Below are 17,560 nucleotides of genomic sequence, written 5' to 3'. Positions count from 1 at the left end.
GCCTATTTGTATTTTTTAAAAATAGTCGTGGCCGTTAACATGTCAAGCCCGTCATCAGTGGCTTCAATCGAGTTATCACGCAGCAGTTGTAAAGCTTGGGCTGGCGGCATGGCTTGGCGATGTTCGCGTAAAGATGTTAACTCCATAAAGCGATAAGCAAAAATCATCAGCTTCCCAAGATCGCTTAAATCTTCGCCGGGCAGAGCCTTGGGGAAGCCCTTGCCGTTAACCTTTTCACGGTGTTGTCCAATGGCTTCAGAGATTTCCACCGACAAAGGAACCTTTTTAGCTTTCACCATATTGACGGAGCGGTCGGGATAAAGATGAAACTCTTTAAGTTCTTCAGGGGTGTAATACTGGGGATCTTTTTCAGCCATGGCCACGGGCATTTGGGAAAGACCCACGTTGTGGAGCAATCCCGCTAAGGCCGCACTTTCGCGTTTTTCAGGTCCCCAACCCATGGCTTGAGCAAAAAACGCGGCATAGGCCGATAAACAGATGCAGTCATGATATAGCGTGCGTGTGTTGCCGGTGAAGCGGAAGATCTCCGTAAAAAGAGTTTCTTTATCAAGGTCTTTGGTTAATTCAAAGTCGGCAATGATCTCTTTGCATTTATCAAAGATCAAACGGCCCCCAGAAAAGTCGGTGGCCGCACCATTCAGAAATTGCGCCATGATTTCATAAATCGCTTTTTTAGAGCGGTGAAATTTTTCGGTCATTGAGACCGGGAAGGGGGAGTTTCTTAAAGACTGCACCGTGCGGGCGTATTCAAAAAACTCTTTGCGCTGAGTTTTTTTGATATACATTTGCTGTTTTAGACCCAGGAATTTCGCAATTTGCTTTTCATCTAAGATGTCACCGGCTTTTCGCATGAGAACGGAGCGATGGTTGGCGGGGAGATGGACGTAGACATCAAAGTTAATATTCATCTGCGCTTCGATATCACGCAAATCCACCGGCATTAAGGCGGTGATAGGGATGTTGTCGCCTTCCATTTCAACCGGAGCTAGCTGCAATACCATGTCCGAAATAAACTCGCGGTCAAAGTTGATATGCATCATTTCGTCGGCACCGTTTTTTTTGATGGCGTCGAAATTCAACGGAGCGGCCGCGGAATGAAGCACGATCACATGGCAATCACTGAAATTCATTTTGACGGATTGAACCCACTCGTTTGTAGAGTTGGATCCATCTTGTCCGTCAATCAAAGCTAAAATGGGATGGAAATTCTGAGATTCAAGAGCTTCGTCGACAGTTTTGAACTGACGAAGTTGATAGGGATAGTAACCTTTCAGGATCACTTTGACAGCATCCATGAAGGAATCTCGGGGACTCCCTATGAGTACGTCAACAGTCGATCCTGAAGAAGCTGCCATTACTGCACCGTGATCTCCACGTAAAATGTGGATCCATTCGTTAAGTTAAATGGTATCACAAGAGTGGCCCCTTTATCAGCCTGGGTGATTTTAAAATCACCAGAAATGACAGAGGGAATGGCCATTTCGAAATTGTAACCCAATTGATTCAAAGTGGTTTTGGCCGAGCCATAAATCATATTGGTCATTTCGCCCACGGCATCGGAAACATCAGAGTTTATTTCCGTAAACTTCTCTCCCAGCATGTTTTCAAGGATATGAAAAATGCTCTCTTTGCCATAAGAAATCAAAAGAGTTCCTTTAAGTGGAGGGGCGACCATTCCCACCATGCCCGCGATCTCGCCTTTTAAAACGAATGTCGGTTCGATGAAGGGCTTGCCCGGAGTTGCGTCCGTTTGCGCGATGGTCTTAAGAGTTTTAATAACACCGTCTACGAAAGCGTTAATAAGACGCTTATCAAACAACGGATTAATAGCGTCGACTTTTGGAGCTGCAGACATATATTTTTCCTCTCAACCTTAAGAAGCTTTCGCTTGAGTTGAAGGGTTGTGTTTCGCCCACACGCGTTCCATTTTTGCTTTCAATGTGGCGGAGTTGAAGGGCTTCACCACATAGTCAGAAACACCGGCTTTAGCGGCTTCTAAAATGTGTTTTTGCTCGGACTCTGCAGTGACTAGCATGAAAGGGCTTGCCTTAAAGCGGGGGTCTGCTTTGCAGGCCTTTAAAAGGTCAATCCCTTGCATTCCTGGCATATTCCAGTCAGAAATGATGAAACCGTAAGGTTTGCCCGCGTCATGAGCGGCTTGAATCATCGGCAAAGCGGTTTTACCGTCATCGGCTTCCTCGACATTTGTATAGCCAAGCTCATTTAGCACTTTTTTGATGATTTTTCGCATAGTTGCGAAGTCATCCACCACTAAAAACTTCGTATCTGTGGGAAACATAATATCTCCTGAATTGTTGGAATCCTGTAAAATACACACACTGATCGGTCTAGTTTTTTAAAACTAGAGTCCAAACCTATTGCGAAATTTAAAAATCGTGTCAGACTTTATTACAGGTGGTCGTGCTTTAAACATGGACATGAGTCCTAGTTTGAAGTGCCAAGGTGTTCAAGGTTTAGACAAAAGTTTTAAAAAACTAAAACATTTAGCGGGAGGGAGCAAGGATGCTCAGAGATGTCCTCATTCAAAAAGGTCTTTCAAACAGAGAAGCAGAAGTTGCTGAACTAGTTTCTAAAGGCTTATCCAACAAGGAAGTTGCGAATCAGCTGTTTGTTACTGAAAAAACAGTAAAATTTCACCTTACTAACATTTATAAAAAAATGAATGTTAAGTCTCGTGCACAATTGATCGTATGGTGCTTGCCTCACCTTGGTTTCGTTGAAACTGAAGTGCGCGCAGAAAACAACAATCAATCGGCAACGGCTGCATCTGCTTATAATAACAATGCAACTCAAACAATCCCGGCGGGATCGGCAACTGTATCTGGCGGAACAACAACTCTTCCAGGCAGCGGCATCAACCGTGGCGGTAACTCTGATATCGGAATGGGCGGCATCTAGTCGTTCGTCTCTATAAAAGAGATTGCTTTAAGGCGCAGGTAAGTTAGGATTTTTCCTAACAACCTGCGCTTTCTTTTTTTGTGCTTAAAGACTTTGTAGCTAAAGAGGTTTTTCATCATGGCTGGCACCAAACCCGTTTCTGCATCTCAAGTTATCATGACCGAACTAGTTCTTCCTTCGCACACCAACGCGATCGGCAGCATTTTCGGGGGTACCATCATGGCGTGGATTGATATAGCGGCCGCCATCGCCGCGCAAAGGCATTCGGGCCGAGAGGTTGTTACGGCGAGTATTGATCGTTTGGATTTCGTAGCCCCTGTGTACAAAGGCTGGGTCGTGAACATGAAGGCCAGCGTGAATTTCACTTCACGCACCTCCATGGAAGTCGGTGTGCGGGTGGATGCGGAAAATCCCAAAACCGGTGAAACTTTTCACACGGCTTCAGCGTACACGACTTTTGTGGCATTAGGATCTAACGGCAAACCGATTGAAATTCCGGGTTTGGAATTAGAAACGGACACCGATCGCCGTCGCTTTGAGGCCGGTAAAAAACGCCGAGAGATGCGTTTAGCGCAAAAGAAGTCCTAAAAAAACAGAGACAAGGACGTCGCGAAGCACGACGAATAAACATTTTTAGTTACCCTTTGTATAGGTGTTCTTCACCGCCTTCTTCTTTTTATCGTCGCTGGGTAAAAAGCGACTCATTTTGAGTCATTGGCATAGTTTGCAAGCTTTCGAGGTGACGAGGAGTCTTGCGATGAGGATGGCTATTACAAGTGGACTTATATTTTTTCTTAGCGCGGTGAGCACGCAAGCTGGTATTTATATGCGCCCGCAACCTTGGGGAGATCAATCTCAGATTGCCGTCTGTTTTGCCGACAAAGACACGAGAGCCTCTGTTCTTGCATACACGGTGACCGGAGAGGTCACCAAAGCACGCTCACAACTTTCTGCATGGAGCCGGGACTTAAAAAATCGCGTCAAAAAACTTGTGACTTCTGAATACTCAAAAGAAAAAACGGGCGTAGAGTTTGTCGGTTGGGATGACTGCGGCAGCGGTTCTGGCGATGATAATTCCGTGGTGAATCTTTTTATTTCGACAGCGGATGCTAAAAAACTTGCGCGGTCCACGGAATATGGACGAGCTTCTATCGGACCTAATTTACAGTACGGTAATTTTGCAGAAGACAAGGCTCCGTTTTTATATGTTCAGCACCCCAGTGCAATGGCGGGTGATTTCATATTTAAAAACCGCAAAGGACTTGCGCAAATTTACTGGGACTCAACCATCTTGCATGAGTTTGGACATCTTGCGGGTTTGCTCCATGAGCATGAGCAAAAAGCCATTCTTCAGGATCCCGCGTGTCAGCGTCGATTTGGGAAAGCTATCAAGAACATTGTGGCCAGCCTGAATTTGCCAGTCAGTTTGACCACGTATTATGAACAGGATTATGCGGCCGATCCTCGCAGCCCCTATATACAGCATGGTTCTTATGACTCTCAATCCATCATGAACTATTGCTATATCGATGAAATCCGCGACGGTCTTTCCCTTGATCCGCATCGCTTAAGTGACACGGATCGAGCCACGTTAAGGGAAATGTATTCTCAAGAATAGGCTTACAAGGACCAACCCGATTTTCCCGGGCGAGGCATCGGCGACATGTGATAGCGGAAGGTTAAATCACCTGAAGCTTCTTTCCATTGTCCGCCGTCTTGGTAGCGTCCTTTGATTGTGATGAAGCCCATTCCTTCAAAATATTTATACTTATCTTGAACTTTGATTCCTCCGACACGAAAACGACAAAATGGAATGACGGCGCGCCCTTCGTTTCTTTTGAAGGTGGGAACGACATTATCGCCGGACCATAAAAATCCCAATTCTTCACCCGTAAGCACGATGTCTTGGCGGCTGCCCACTATTTCAGGGCCGGTAAAAGAAATCGTCATGCTATCAAGAAATAACGGGCTGGGGCCTTGCCATGACATGCGCACGGTTCCCAGTAAAGCAGTGATCCCTGGAAGATTTAGATCTTCTTTGTTGTTGTAGTCTTTGATCTGGGAAGCACAACTGCGGCCGGGTTCATCTAAAAGAGGAACATAGTCAGCACCACTGATGGAGATGGATGCGGCCATCGCTGGCGCAGTAAATAATGAGACAATGGAAATTAGGAATTTGGACACGCAAGGCCTCCCAAGAAATGTGGTTTTTGAAGTGTGCTGAACTTAGATTTTTTGGATCCCTTTAGTCAACAAAGGCCGCGTTTTTCGAGTGTTCGGTATCAAGTCGTTTTCATGTTCTAAAAAGTGTTCCGTTGTAATGAACGAGATTTTTTCGTGACGCCTCGCTTTTCTCAATTAGTTTGTGTTAGCATTTTTTAAAAGAGGACAACGTGACCGATCGATCTTTTGCCACTGTTTTAGAAAACTGCACGCTAGTGACAATTCAAAATCAATTGGTGTCTCATTCATCAGACTTACCGACATTAGGAAATGCTTATTTACCAGAGTTGCAGATAGATCTTGGCGCATTGGTCTTAATCAATTCCATCGGGGTGCGCCAGTTTCAAAACTGGATTGGCGGGATTGAGTGTGACAACATAAAGTTGCTTTATTGCACACCCATCTTTGTTCATCAGCTCAATTTAGTTCATAAGTTTTTACCCAGCCACTGCAAGGTGGAGAGTTTTTTTGTTCCCTATTATTCAGAAACTTCCATGGAAGAAAAATTGGTCCTTTACAATCGCAATGTCGAATTTGAATGGGGCGGGGGAGAGTTGGTTTTAAACAAACCCTTCGTTCTAGATTCGTCCGGTTTACCGATGGAAATAGACGTTCAATCGGATCGCTACTTTGATTTTTTAAAAGAGTATTTCTAAAGAGCTAAAAAATTTTTAATTTGCGTTTGTTATAAAGGAGCCTATCCTAGAGTCAAAGGGATGGATTCCTTATCATGGCTCAAAGTAAGAGCTCTTTAGTCACGGCAGACGTTTCAACTCACCCTTGTGTTAGGTGCGGGGCTTGTTGTTCTTTTTTTCGAGTTATCTTTGCTAAAGATGAAACTCATCCCATGTCCCACAATGTTCCTAAAGATCTCACGGAAAAATTAAATACCGATGAGCGCATTATGATTGGCACTAATCAGGTGAAAATCCGCTGTGTGGCTTTAACAGGGCAAATCGGGCAGTCGGTGAGTTGTTCGATTTATGAAAATAGACCGTCATGCTGTCGTCGCTTTCAAGCAAGTTATGAAAATGGGACGCACAATCCTAACTGTGATTTGGCTCGCAAGAGCAAAGGACTCAAACCCCTGCGGCCCCAAGACTTTCCTCGTCCGGAGCCGACTCCGAAGGCTCCGCCGGTGGATGAAGGCACGCTTTAAGCGTGCCTTGTGTACCTATTTAACGACGTAATCTTTCCAGCGACTCATCAAGGCGGGGGTCAGTTGCGTATAGCAAACCGTGCCCTCCGTCGCCGTCTCTTTGCGTACAATCTGAGCCTCGCGGCCCAAATCAAAGATTTTGTATTCTTCAGAGCGTGGGAAGTACAGCTGCACGTCGGTTTGCATTTCGCTCACCATTTGTGCCATCAGTTTCTTTAACTGTTCTATCCCTTGCCCCGTCAAAGCACTTACAAAAACTCGGGGGTAAGCCTTCACTCGAAATTGTTTTTCTAAAGGGGCGACATCACACTTATTAAAGACGTGGATGATCTTTTTATCCGACCAGTTGAATTCTTTAATTAAGCCCTCAACGACCTCGACTTGTCTTTCCATATTGGGTGAAGACAAATCCACGACGTGAATAAGAACATCGGCCTCTGAAGATTCTTCAAGCGTTGCTTTAAAGGCTTCAATTAATTGTGTAGGAAGCTTCCGGATAAATCCTACGGTGTCGGTCACAACCGACGGAGGGCCATCGGGTAAAAAGATCTTACGTGTTGTGGGATCCAAGGTCGCAAACACTTGGTTCTTGGCTAAAACTTCAGATCCGGTCAGACGATTTAAAAGCGAGCTTTTGCCGGAGTTTGTATAACCAATCAAAGCAAAAGACGGGATCTCGTGGCGACGACGGGATTGCCTGTGTTGCGCGCGATTTTTGCGCACACCTTCAAGTTTATCTTTAATAATGGCCACGCGTTCACGGATACGACGACGATCATTCTCCAGGGCTGTTTCACCCGGGCCCCGTGTTCCGATACCACCGCCTTGACGAGAAAGCGATTCCATCCAAGCGCCAATCATGCGCGGCATTTGATCAAGTAATTGTGCAAGTTCTACTTGAAGTTTTCCTTCAAAAGTCTGTGCTCGTTGGGCAAAGATATCTAAAATCAGCTGATTGCGGTCGATCACGCGAACCTTCACCGTTTGGGCTAAGTTCCGCTGTTGAACGCCGGAAAGCTGGTGATCCATGATGACGATGTTAGCACCGCTATCGCGAACCATCTCGGCGACGTCTTCGACCTTGCCGGTCCCGATCAGGGTGGCTGGATTCCAAGAAGGCAAGACTTGAATCAATGAGCCCACGACTTCACCGCCCGCGGCGGCCACGAGTTCTTCGAGTTCAAGTAAGTTTTCTTTGATTTCGGTAAGTGGTTCGGATTTTAAACCTACACCGATGACGATAGCGCGATCTTGCGCAGTGACCTTTGAGTTGAGGAAAGCTTGATTAGTCAAAGAGTTCGACCCTCCCTTGGTACTGATAATAGGCTAGCATAAGGTGGTCTAGGGACAAAGTTATTTTTCTGTCACTGCAATCAGTGAATTTCAGTGTAAAATATTGACGGATAAAGGTCTAGATTGAGAACATTAAGCCCCATGATTACCAGTATAGATAAAATAATGGAAGACTTTGGCCTGGGGCTCGCTCGCGACGGTCGAGTGGAGTTGAAAGTTCATCAGGCTGAATGGGATCGGGCCTTTATTTTTGAATCCGAGCGTATTCAGAAGGCGATTTCTGACTTCCCTATGTCTTTGCACCACATGGGCTCTACATCCATCTCGACGATAAGTGCGAAACCCATTTTGGATATCCTAGCGGAAGTTTCTTCTATAGAGAAAATGGATAAGGCACAGAGCGTGTTAGAGGCGCTTGGATATGAATATAAAGGGGAGTATGGAATTCCCGGTCGTCGTTACTGCGTTCTTTATAATACGGATAAAACAAAAGGCTTCGTGCATCTTCACGCATTTGAGTTTGGTGATAAAGAAATTCAAAAGCATTTGTTGTTTCGTGATTATTTAAGGACTTTTCCTGACGTGGCTAAAGCCTATGAAAATCTTAAGAAAGATCTGTCTTTGAAGTTTAAGCGCTCAGAGTATTCAGAAATGAAAAGTGAGTTTATCAAAAAGACATTGATTGAAGCTCGCGCGGAGTTGACGCGCTAGTGCTACCTACGTAGGTAGTGCTACCGCGTTATCGCATCAAGCGGTTCTATTGAACCGCTTGATTGCTTGCTTCCCGCGCTTTAAGAACACCTTTAATAAACTGAGCTTCAAGGGCCGTGAACACAACCGAGTTCACGATGCCATCCACCGTTGTAGTTCGTTGCAAGATATTTGCGGAACGACGAACCCCCGTTAAGAAAGGTCCAATCACTTCGACTTTGCCCACTTGTTGAATCAGTTTGTAAGTGATGTTGGCGGACTCTAAGTTCGGGAAAACTAAAATGTTGGCGCCGCCTTTAAGGTCTGAGAAGGGGAATAAGCGCTCGGTGATCTCGGCATTGACGGCGGCATCGGCTTGCATATCACCATCGACCATCAGGCCTGGACGCATTGATTTTACGATTTCTGCTGCCCGTTTCATTTTCTTTGGCGTGCCATCAGCACCGCTGAAATTTGAATAACTTAACATCGCAATACGTGGTTGGATGCCGAAGTATTCAACAATCTTTGCTGCTTGCAAAGCAATCTGGGCACATTGTTCTGCTGTTGGATTGAAATTCACCGTGGTATCCGCCAGCAATAAAAATTTATCCTCAAGCAAAACAATATTTAAGCCGGCCGGCACCGCATTTTTGTAAACGCCCACCGTTTGTAATACAGGCTTTACGGCATCCGCATAATTGATCGAAGATCCAGAGACCATCCCGTCCGCTTCGCCCATATGGACCATCATCGCGGCAAAGTAATTCGGATCGGCCATCAAGCGCTCGGCTTCGCGCATGTTTATGCCTTTGCGTTGGCGATTGGCGTAAAGTTTTTCGACGTAAGAGAAATATTTCGGATAGCTCGAAGGGTGAATCACCGGGACATCTTTTAAAGCCGGGATGTCTAGGGTTGCGATTTTTTCTTTCACGCGCTCAGGGTAACCCAATAAAATCGGCTCGCAGATTTTTTCATCAACCAAAGTGGCCAGCGCCTTCAGAACTTTCGTGCTGGTGCCCTCAGGGAAAACGATTTTAGGTAATTTGCCTCCGTTGGCGGCCGCATTTTGATGAACGCGGTTGATTGCGGAACGAATAAATACTTTGGAAGGACCTTGAAGCGCCTCTAAAGTTTCGCGATATTGATGCCAATCTTCGATATGGCGAGTGGCAACACCTGAATCCATCGCGGCTTTCGCCACGGCAGGAGCAACACGCATTAAAACGCGCGTATCAAAAGGTTTGGGAATGAGGTATTCACGACCAAATTTAAAGCTCTTACCACCGTAAGAAGAAGAGACGTTGTCTGGAACATCTTCGCGCGCCAATTGTGCCAAGGCGTGAACCGCGGCTAATTTCATTTCTTCATTGATTTGAGTGGATCGCGTGTCCAAAGCACCACGGAAAATAGACGGGAAGCCCAAGACGTTATTAACTTGATTAGGGTAATCAGAGCGGCCCGTAGCGATGATCGCATCCGGACGAGCGGCGCGGGCTTTGTCGGGAGTGATTTCTGGCTCTGGATTTGCCATGGCAAAAATAATGGGATCTTTCGCCATGTCTTTAAGCATTTCTGGAGTTAAAGCGCCAGCCACCGAAAGGCCCACAAAAACATCCGCACCTTGAAGGGCTTGAGTTAAAGTGCGGGCTTCCGTTTCGGCAGCAAAGAATTCTTTGTATTTATTCATGCCCACCGTGCGGCCTTTGTAAATCACCCCTTGAGAATCACACATGATGATGTTTTCACGGCGTGCGCCCAACGCGATAAAGATTTTCGCACAAGAATTTGCCGAAGCGCCTGCACCATTCACGACGATGCGCACATTTTCCATTTTGCGATTGGTGATTGAAGCCGCATTCAACAAAGCCGCACCAGAAACGATCGCCGTTCCGTGCTGGTCATCATGGAAAACCGGGATCTTCATTTCTTTTTTTAGTCGCTCTTCGATTTCAAAACACTCGGGTGCTTTGATGTCCTCAAGATTGATTCCGCCAAAAGTAGGTTCTAAAACGCGAACGGCGTTACAGAAAACATCCACGTCTGTGGCGGCAACTTCAATGTCAAAAACATCAATGCCCGCAAACTGTTTAAATAAAATCCCTTTACCTTCCATCACCGGTTTTCCCGCGGCGGGTCCGATATTGCCTAAACCTAAAACCGCGGTGCCGTTAGAGATCACGGCGACAAGATTTCCCTTGGCGGTGTAGTCGTAAACTTTGGCGGGATCCTTGGCGATTTCTTTACAAGGGGCTGCAACGCCTGGAGAGTAAGCCAACGCCAGATCTTTTTCGGTCACACAAGGCTTAGAAGAGATAACTTCAATTTTACCGGGCTTACCTTGAGCATGATAGTTCAGGGCCTCTTGATCAAAGTTTGCTTGCGTTGGTTTTTCGGTTTTTGTTTCCAAGGATGCTCCTTCATTAAAGTTCTCAAAAATCCGGCCGGCGGGAGAAATAAAAAACACAGCTCAGAGTTGAAGTCGTTACTCTACAAAAGGCGCAAGAGAGGGTCAATCAATGGGGACTTTGTCGCGGCTCAGCCAATGCCGATTTCTCGAATGAAAATGTCGCAGAAAAACAACGCTTTTGCATAAGTAAACAAACTGCCTTGATTCGAGGCAAAACTGTGAGTTCGACTTTCTTCGTCCACCGATGAATCAGATGCCGAAGTCGAGGTTTCTTGACCTTGAGGATATAAGAAATCCCCTCGAGAAATAGATTATTTGCTCTAATAAATCCTTTTCTTCCTCTATAGACAAGCATTTCCTGTAAGAGTCTTGAGCCAACGCGAGGCATCGTCAAAAATAAGATACTTAAATTTCCTTTATAGATCTTTGACGTTTGTCCGAAAAGACATATGATTTTAATGGCTTATAAGTTACTCCGGCGAGTCACGGAGTGCAGACAAATGAAGGAGCTGCTCATGAAGTCACCACGCGATGTCGTTCTGGTGGAAGGTGTTCGTACCCCGTTTGCAAAGGCAGGGACAAAAATTAAAAAAGTTCATCCTGCCGATCTGGGAAAAACGGCTTTAAAACAATTGATCGCGCAAACAAATCTAGATGTGAATTCTGTTGATGAAGTCATCATCGGTAACACGGGCAATCCTCCTGATGCCGTCAATATCTCTCGGGTTGTGGCTTTGAATGCCGGCATCCCTTTGAAAACATCGGCGTACACGGTTCATCGCAACTGTGCTTCCGCACTCGAGTCTATCTCTAACGGTTATGAAAAAATCAAATCGGGAACGATGGACGTGGTTTTAGCCGGGGGGACGGAGAGCATGTCGCAAATGCCCACTCTTCCGCCCAAAAAATTCCAAGAGATTTACGAAAAACTTTTTGCGGCTAAAGGCCCTAAACAAGCTCTTCCACTTTTGTGGGCGCTTTTTAAAGCCGACATGAAACAAATCAAAGCGCTTCTCCAAGGAAATATGCGCGATGAATATTTCCCACAGATTGCAGTGATGTTGGGGCTTACAGATCCTTTCGTCGGCATTAACATGGGACAAACCGCTGAGATCTTAGCAAAAGAGTGGGGATTAACTCGCGAGATGCAAGATCAGTTCGCTTTGCGTTCACACCAAAGAGCATCCCAGGCCACAAAAGCAGGGCTTTTGCGTCAAGAGATCACGCCTGTGTATCTTGCCCCCGAGTACAAAGAAGTCGTTGCCGATGACATCGGTCCTCGCGACAATCAAACGATGGAAGCTTTAAGTAAATTAAAACCCTTTTTTGATAAAGCGACCGGGTCGATCACGGCGGGGAACTCTTGCCCGATCACGGATGGGGCGGCGATGGTGCTTTTAATGTCTCGAGAAAAAGCCGAAGCGCAAGGCTACAAGCCTTTGGCGACAATTCGCTCTTACGGTTTTGCAGGGTTGGAGCCCGAGCGCATGGGGTTGGGCCCGGCTTACTCAACGCCATTGGCCTTAAAACGGGCCGGTCTTTCAATGAAAGATATTGGTTTAGTGGAGCTCAATGAAGCTTTTGCCGCGCAAGTGATGGCTTGCCAACGCGCGATGGATTCAGATCAATTTGCGCAAGAAAAATTAGGTCTGTCATCCAAGGTCGGAGAAATCCGTGATGACATCTTAAACGTCAACGGCGGCGCTATTGCTTTCGGCCATCCGGTCGGTGCAACGGGCACTCGCATCGTACTGACATTGGCTAAAGAAATGAAAAGAAGAAATACGCAATTCGGTTTGGCCACACTGTGTATCGGTGGCGGTCAAGGCGGAGCAATGATTTTAGAGAATGAGGGTTAAGATAAAATGAGCATCCAGGAAAGCATCAAGATTGTACCTCAAGGTGATATCGCCGTTGTTGAATTTGACCTTGTCGGAGAGAAAGTTAATAAGTTCTCAACTCCGGTGATGATGAGATTGCAGGAAGTTTTAGGAGAGCTCAAACGCTCTTCTTACAAAGCGGTGATCTTTAAATCTAACAAGGCAAAGATATTTATTGCCGGCGCTGATATTGAAGAAATCAAAAGCATGACCACCAAAGAGCAGTTTGAAGCTGCGGTGAAAGGTGGTCAGGACATCATGAATCAAGTGGAAGATCTTCCTATGCCTACGATAGCGGCCGTGAACGGCGCTTGCATGGGGGGAGGGTGTGAATTCATCCTTTCTTGTGATTATCGTATCGCTTCTGAAGACTCTTCGACAAAAATCGGGTTGCCTGAAATTCAATTAGGCATCTTACCTGGTTTTGGCGGAACTCAGCGCATGCCGCGCGTGATTGGTTTGCAAGCAGCCTTAGATATTATCTTAGCCGGAAAATCAGTGAATGCGAAAAAAGCCCTTAAGATCGGGCTTGTTGATAAGATGGTTCATCCTAATTTGTTGATGGATCAAGCGACAAAATGGGCCAAAGAAATCATCGCTAAAGGCGGACAAAAGCGCCGCAAGCAGTTCCAACCTCAAGGTGTCATGAACAAGGTTCTTGAAAGTGCCTTGGGTCGCGGCATTGTTTTCAAGAAAGCGCGTGAAGGTGTCATGAAGGCCACCAAAGGTCATTACCCCGCGCCACTGAAAGCTTTGGAAGTGATTCAAAGAACGTATGGCAGCAGTGATCGTGAAGCCGGTATGCGCATTGAGCGTGAAGGCTTCTGTGAGCTTGGTATCACCGACACATCTAAAAACCTGATCCACGTTTTCTATTTGACTGAAATGGTAAAAAAACAAACCGGCGTGTCAGGCGTGAACGTCAAACCCAAAGAAGTCAAAGCGATGGGTATTTTGGGTGCAGGAACCATGGGTGGTGGTATCGCCTATGTGGCCGCAGACAAAGGTATTCACGTGCGCATGAAAGACTTAAACTCAGACGCCTTGGGTAAAGGTCTTAAGCACGCCAGTGATTTGTGGATGAAATTATTAAAACGTAAATCTATCGATAAATATCAATTCCAACAAAAAATGGATTTGGTTTCTGTAGGTACGGACTACGCGGGTTTTAAAAATTTGGACGTGGTGGTTGAAGCCATCGTTGAAGATATGGGTATCAAGCAAAAAGTGATCGGTGAGTGCGCCGGTCAAATGCGCCCTGATGCGATCATTGCGACGAATACCAGTTCATTGTCGGTCACGGAGATGTCCAAAGGTCATCCTCGTCCGGAATTTTTCGCGGGAATGCATTTCTTTAATCCCGTAAATAAAATGCCGTTGGTGGAGGTGATTCGTGGTGAAAAAACCTCGGATGAAACCATCGCGACTATTTTTGAATTAACGAAAAAAATGGGCAAAATGCCGGTCGTCGTTAAAGATGGTCCGGGTTTCTTAGTGAATCGTTTGCTTTTGCCTTACATGGCCGAAGCGGCTTTCTTAATGCAAGAAGGAATGAGCATTGAATTCGTGGATAAAGCTTACGTCAAAGAATTCGGCATGCCGATGGGGCCGTTTGAGTTGATGGACGAAGTCGGCCTTGATGTTTGTATCAAGGTTTTAAAGATCTTCAAAAAAGCCTTCGGTGATCGTATCGAGATGGCGCCGCTCATGGACAAACTGGGCGAGTCCGGTCGCTTGGGTCGTAAGAATGGTAAAGGATTCTATCAGTACTCGGAAGACGGCAAACGTGGTGACGTGGATCAATCTATTTATGGCGTTTTAGGTTTGGGAACTCCGACGAATCCTTACGATTCTAAAGAGTGCATTGAGCGTGGCGTTTTTGCCATGGTGAATGAATGTTCTTTGGCGTTGATTGAAGATCGCATCGTGGAAACTCCTCATGAAGTCGATCTAGCGATGATCATGGGAACGGGCTTCCCGCCGTTCCGTGGTGGTTTATTGAAGTACACCGACACCATTGGCACTCAATATGTGGCTGATCAGTTAGCCCTTTATGCTTCTAGCCGTAAGGCCCCTCGCTTGAAACCGAGCACGCCGTTAACGAACATGGCGAAATCGAATCGAAAATTCTATTCATAATTTTTAATTTCATAGATCCTATAATGAGCCCGGAGCTTTGAGCTGCCGGGCTTTTTTTTGAAAAAAATTCAGCCTTCTCATACCACCTTTAGTTCACCTCCGAAATCCGGCATAAATACGGGGTGTTTTTGTTCCTGTTTTTAGGGGGTTCTCGATGCGTATGACCAATCTTCTTTTTGTCGCCTCATTGGGTTTGGTGTTATCGGCTTGTACCAATGAATTCGCTGCTCTTAAATCGGCGCCCGTTTTAAGCGAAGTTCCCGAAGTAAAAAAAGCTCCTCCTGAAATCAAACAGTCTTTTTCAAAAGCCTCCGTGGACACTTGCGAGAAAGCGTCTTGCATCACGATTCAAAAAAAATCTTTAGGGAAGATTTTTTTATTAATAGCTTCAGGAAAAACCGCGGGTTCAACTCCGCAATGGTATGACTTAAAGCCCTTGGTTGTCAGTTTTGAAAAGTCTGGCGGTAAGCTCGCCCTTTTAGCTGAAAATTACACCAGCATTTATGAAGAAATTAAAACCGTTAATTTAATTCAAACTTTCGATGTGATTTCCGAAGATGAAAACTCGGTCACCTTTGATTGGGGTGGGGGGCTTAAAACCTTGGTGCATCAACGTTCTTATGACGTTGATAACGTTCGTGGGGGGCAAACGGACTTAACGGACGCGTCACTCAACTCTTTGGCCGTGATTGATTCCTTTGTTCGTGGGATTAAGTTTGATGATAAAAATATCGAGTTAGAGCAGATCTCCAAAATCCGTGCGGATGGCATTAAGGGTGACGGCAAAAATATTCAACTAGAAACCAAAGAAGAAACTTTGGCCATGAATATTCAAATTCGCGCTTATGAACCGGGCAAGAATTTTTCTCCGAAAGCGGCCGATAAAACCCGCCAAGTTGGATTTTTTGTCACCAAGATCTCTAAACCTGGATTTAGTCGCGAGCCTATTAACCTTGTGACGAAATGGGATCTTTCGCCCGAAAAAGGCCCGATCGTGGTTCGTATTTCAAGTGCGGTTCCCGCAGAGTATGTGCAAGCCGTGAGTGAAGGGGCGTTGTACTGGAATAAGGTTTTTGGTCAGGATGTTATTACGGTAAAAACGGGTGTTGATCCCCAAGCCGGTCCGGAAGATCGCAGCATCTTTATCCGTTGGATTCCGTGGCTTGACTCAGGCGCGGCTTACGCTATTGGGCAATCAGATCCTTTGACAGGTGAAGTTTTGCGGGCGCAAGTATTTATGCCTTCGGTTTTTACTAGCGTCGGTTCGGCGGATCTTGTGGATCTTAACGAAGGCAGCCCGGTGGCTTATGGAGCTATCGCCTGTGATTTAAAACCCGCTTTAGAAGCCCTGGCTGAGATGTCGCGAGAAGCTTCGGATTCTCAGCGTCTGCGTTTAGCGCAAGACGGAGTGCGCTCGACCGTGGCGCATGAATTGGGTCACGCTTTGGGATTAAGACATAACTTTGCTGGGTCTTTTTCGGCGAAGGCTTCGGCGAAAGACATCCGAGATTCTGCGCGCAGCTATTTAAAAAATCCCCAACATCCTGGTGTCGAAACATCCACCACCATCATGGATTACGTTTCGGGTATTGATAATATCTTGATGTCGGCACGCTTAAAAACGGCGGCTCTTTCTTACGATAAAATGGCGATGGATTGGGCGTATGCTAAGGACGACAAGGCGTTAGATTCTAAAATTTCATTATTCTGTACGGATGACGATATTTCGTTAGCGGCCAGTCAGTCTTTGCAAATTTATGGATGTGAGCGCTTTGATGCCGGTAATAATCCGCTTTTAAGAAAAGCCTTAGATAGCAAGGATGATCGCACAGGTTTTGTGCGCGTGCTTTTTGCTTCGATCCTCGGTCGTCGATATCCGGCGGCGGATCCCCAAGTGGTGAATGATTTAAAAACTGTTTTAGCTGACACCATGAAGTGGGGTCAGCTCAATGTGGCGGATCTTAAGTTTGTGAGCCAAGCCGTTCTTATCAACAAAACCAAAGAAGGCTCTCCGGCTCCGACATTTATGTCTATTCAGGCGGCAAAATCAGGTCAAGTCTTGCAATCAAAGGTGGGTGCAGATCCCGAGCTCGACAAAGCTCGAGCGGCTTCTTTAAAAGAAGCGCAAGGCTATGCGGGATTATTAAATCTTTTATGGCGTAATGACGATGGTTCTTTGGCTTTAAGCTGGCTCGAAGATCAAATCAACGAGCTTAAAAACAGTCCTTATCTGGCTTCCGGTAAAACTTTGGGGGGACGAGAGTATCAGTTCTCCGAGAGTGAACAAAAACTTATTATCGCGTTCTTTGAGTCGTTGGTGGCGGTAAATAAAACAGCATTAACTACGGGCCTTGCGACCTTGTTGCCGAACGGGACTACAACTTTATTAGCGAATCAAATTTTGGATGAGGCTCAAGCAGCTCAATTGGCCGATCTTTATTTAGATTTATTAGATGCGCAAAGTGGGGTTGTCGAAGTGAAGGTCGGACCGGGGCTGGCGAAAACCCTGACTCTGCCGGTGAAGTATTTTTCGAGTGCGGAACGCACTCAGTGGGCAGGTTTATTAAGATCTCGTGCGATGGGTTTTGATTTAGAATTAAAGCGCGCCCTGATTTTACAACATTTAACTGACGCTATTACGGTGGTGTTAAAAGAGGCCGACCCTACGGTCGATCCGTTAGCGGTGGCGGCCGATCCCGCAGCGTTGGTGGAGCGCCTTGAAAATGCCGATCTGATTGATGAAGAAGCCTCCTTGTGGTTAACCCAGGAAATCACGGTGTGGAAGGCTCTTAAAGGCCTTCAGTAATCAGCTATCATAATTCTGGC

The 17,560-nt window shown here is 46.0% G+C and carries 15 protein-coding genes; 9 read left to right on the top strand and 6 right to left on the bottom strand.

Going from position 1 to position 17,560, the window contains the following annotated elements:
• Window positions 1-2: 2 nt before the first annotated feature.
• The 3 genes from AZI86_RS14850 to AZI86_RS14840 are packed head-to-tail and all read right to left on the bottom strand — an operon-like array spanning window position 3 to window position 2,320.
• Window positions 3-1,316, bottom strand: a complete 1,314-nt coding sequence (locus tag AZI86_RS14850; protein ID WP_253715969.1) for an HD-GYP domain-containing protein — start codon at window positions 1,314-1,316, stop codon at window positions 3-5.
• Between the two features lie 59 nt (window positions 1,317-1,375).
• Window positions 1,376-1,876, bottom strand: a complete 501-nt coding sequence (locus tag AZI86_RS14845) for a chemotaxis protein CheX (RefSeq protein WP_061836045.1) — start codon at window positions 1,874-1,876, stop codon at window positions 1,376-1,378.
• A gap of 18 nt (window positions 1,877-1,894) precedes the next feature.
• Window positions 1,895-2,320, bottom strand: coding sequence for a response regulator (locus tag AZI86_RS14840; RefSeq protein ID WP_061836044.1), 426 nt, complete (start codon window positions 2,318-2,320; stop codon window positions 1,895-1,897).
• 224 nt (window positions 2,321-2,544) lie between these two features.
• On the opposite strand from AZI86_RS14840, the gene AZI86_RS14835 reads away from it, so the two are divergent.
• The 3 genes from AZI86_RS14835 to AZI86_RS14825 all read left to right on the top strand — a co-directional run bounded on the left by AZI86_RS14835 (window position 2,545) and on the right by AZI86_RS14825 (window position 4,558).
• Window positions 2,545-2,940 carry a helix-turn-helix domain-containing protein gene (locus tag AZI86_RS14835; RefSeq protein ID WP_061836043.1) on the top strand — a complete coding sequence of 132 codons (396 nt, stop codon included), beginning with the start codon at window positions 2,545-2,547 and terminating at the stop codon, window positions 2,938-2,940.
• Between the two features lie 117 nt (window positions 2,941-3,057).
• On the top strand, window positions 3,058-3,528 hold the full coding sequence (locus AZI86_RS14830; RefSeq protein WP_061836042.1) for an acyl-CoA thioesterase: 471 nt from the start codon (window positions 3,058-3,060) through the stop codon (window positions 3,526-3,528).
• A gap of 169 nt (window positions 3,529-3,697) precedes the next feature.
• On the top strand, window positions 3,698-4,558 hold the full coding sequence (locus AZI86_RS14825; RefSeq protein ID WP_157684719.1) for a hypothetical protein: 861 nt from the start codon (window positions 3,698-3,700) through the stop codon (window positions 4,556-4,558).
• 2 nt (window positions 4,559-4,560) lie between these two features.
• Here AZI86_RS14825 and AZI86_RS14820 read toward each other — a convergent pair whose 3' ends face one another.
• Window positions 4,561-5,124: a hypothetical protein gene (locus AZI86_RS14820; protein ID WP_061836040.1), complete on the bottom strand. Its 564-nt coding sequence runs from the start codon at window positions 5,122-5,124 to the stop codon at window positions 4,561-4,563.
• 209 nt (window positions 5,125-5,333) lie between these two features.
• Between AZI86_RS14820 and AZI86_RS14815 the strand changes: the two genes are divergently transcribed.
• Together AZI86_RS14815 and AZI86_RS14810 are read left to right on the top strand one after the other, a co-directional pair.
• Window positions 5,334-5,819 carry a hypothetical protein gene (locus AZI86_RS14815; protein ID WP_061836039.1) on the top strand — a complete coding sequence of 162 codons (486 nt, stop codon included), beginning with the start codon at window positions 5,334-5,336 and terminating at the stop codon, window positions 5,817-5,819.
• A 74-nt stretch (window positions 5,820-5,893) separates the two neighbouring features.
• Window positions 5,894-6,322 (top strand): YkgJ family cysteine cluster protein, encoded by a 429-nt coding sequence (locus AZI86_RS14810; RefSeq protein WP_061836038.1) that lies wholly within the window; start codon window positions 5,894-5,896, stop codon window positions 6,320-6,322.
• A 15-nt stretch (window positions 6,323-6,337) separates the two neighbouring features.
• Here the strand turns inward: AZI86_RS14810 and hflX are convergent, their stop codons facing one another.
• The gene (gene hflX / locus AZI86_RS14805; protein WP_061836037.1) at window positions 6,338-7,615 is read right to left on the bottom strand and encodes a GTPase HflX; all 1,278 of its coding nucleotides are present in this window, start codon (window positions 7,613-7,615) and stop codon (window positions 6,338-6,340) included.
• A gap of 141 nt (window positions 7,616-7,756) precedes the next feature.
• Here hflX and AZI86_RS14800 point away from each other — a divergent pair, with 141 nt between their 5' ends.
• Window positions 7,757-8,326 carry a GrpB family protein gene (locus AZI86_RS14800; protein ID WP_081111952.1) on the top strand — a complete coding sequence of 190 codons (570 nt, stop codon included), beginning with the start codon at window positions 7,757-7,759 and terminating at the stop codon, window positions 8,324-8,326.
• A 46-nt stretch (window positions 8,327-8,372) separates the two neighbouring features.
• Here AZI86_RS14800 and AZI86_RS14795 read toward each other — a convergent pair whose 3' ends face one another.
• A complete protein-coding gene (locus tag AZI86_RS14795; RefSeq protein ID WP_061836121.1) occupies window positions 8,373-10,715 on the bottom strand; it encodes an NADP-dependent malic enzyme in 2,343 nt (780 codons plus the stop codon).
• Window positions 10,716-11,230: 515 nt separating this feature from the next.
• On the opposite strand from AZI86_RS14795, the gene AZI86_RS14785 reads away from it, so the two are divergent.
• The 3 genes from AZI86_RS14785 (at window position 11,231) to AZI86_RS14775 (ending at window position 17,540) form a co-directional block, all read left to right on the top strand.
• Window positions 11,231-12,574 (top strand): thiolase family protein, encoded by a 1,344-nt coding sequence (locus AZI86_RS14785; RefSeq protein ID WP_061836034.1) that lies wholly within the window; start codon window positions 11,231-11,233, stop codon window positions 12,572-12,574.
• A gap of 6 nt (window positions 12,575-12,580) precedes the next feature.
• Window positions 12,581-14,734 (top strand): 3-hydroxyacyl-CoA dehydrogenase NAD-binding domain-containing protein, encoded by a 2,154-nt coding sequence (locus tag AZI86_RS14780; protein WP_061836033.1) that lies wholly within the window; start codon window positions 12,581-12,583, stop codon window positions 14,732-14,734.
• Window positions 14,735-14,888: 154 nt separating this feature from the next.
• Complete coding sequence (locus AZI86_RS14775; RefSeq protein ID WP_061836032.1) at window positions 14,889-17,540, top strand: zinc-dependent metalloprotease; 2,652 nt, start codon at window positions 14,889-14,891, stop codon at window positions 17,538-17,540.
• The last annotated feature ends 20 nt before the right edge of the window (window positions 17,541-17,560 follow it).

Source organism: Bdellovibrio bacteriovorus (assembly GCF_001592735.1).
Lineage (GTDB): Bacteria > Bdellovibrionota > Bdellovibrionia > Bdellovibrionales > Bdellovibrionaceae > Bdellovibrio > Bdellovibrio bacteriovorus_D.
Note: the sequence above shows the minus strand (reverse complement) of the source record. Positions and strands in the feature narration are given on the sequence as shown.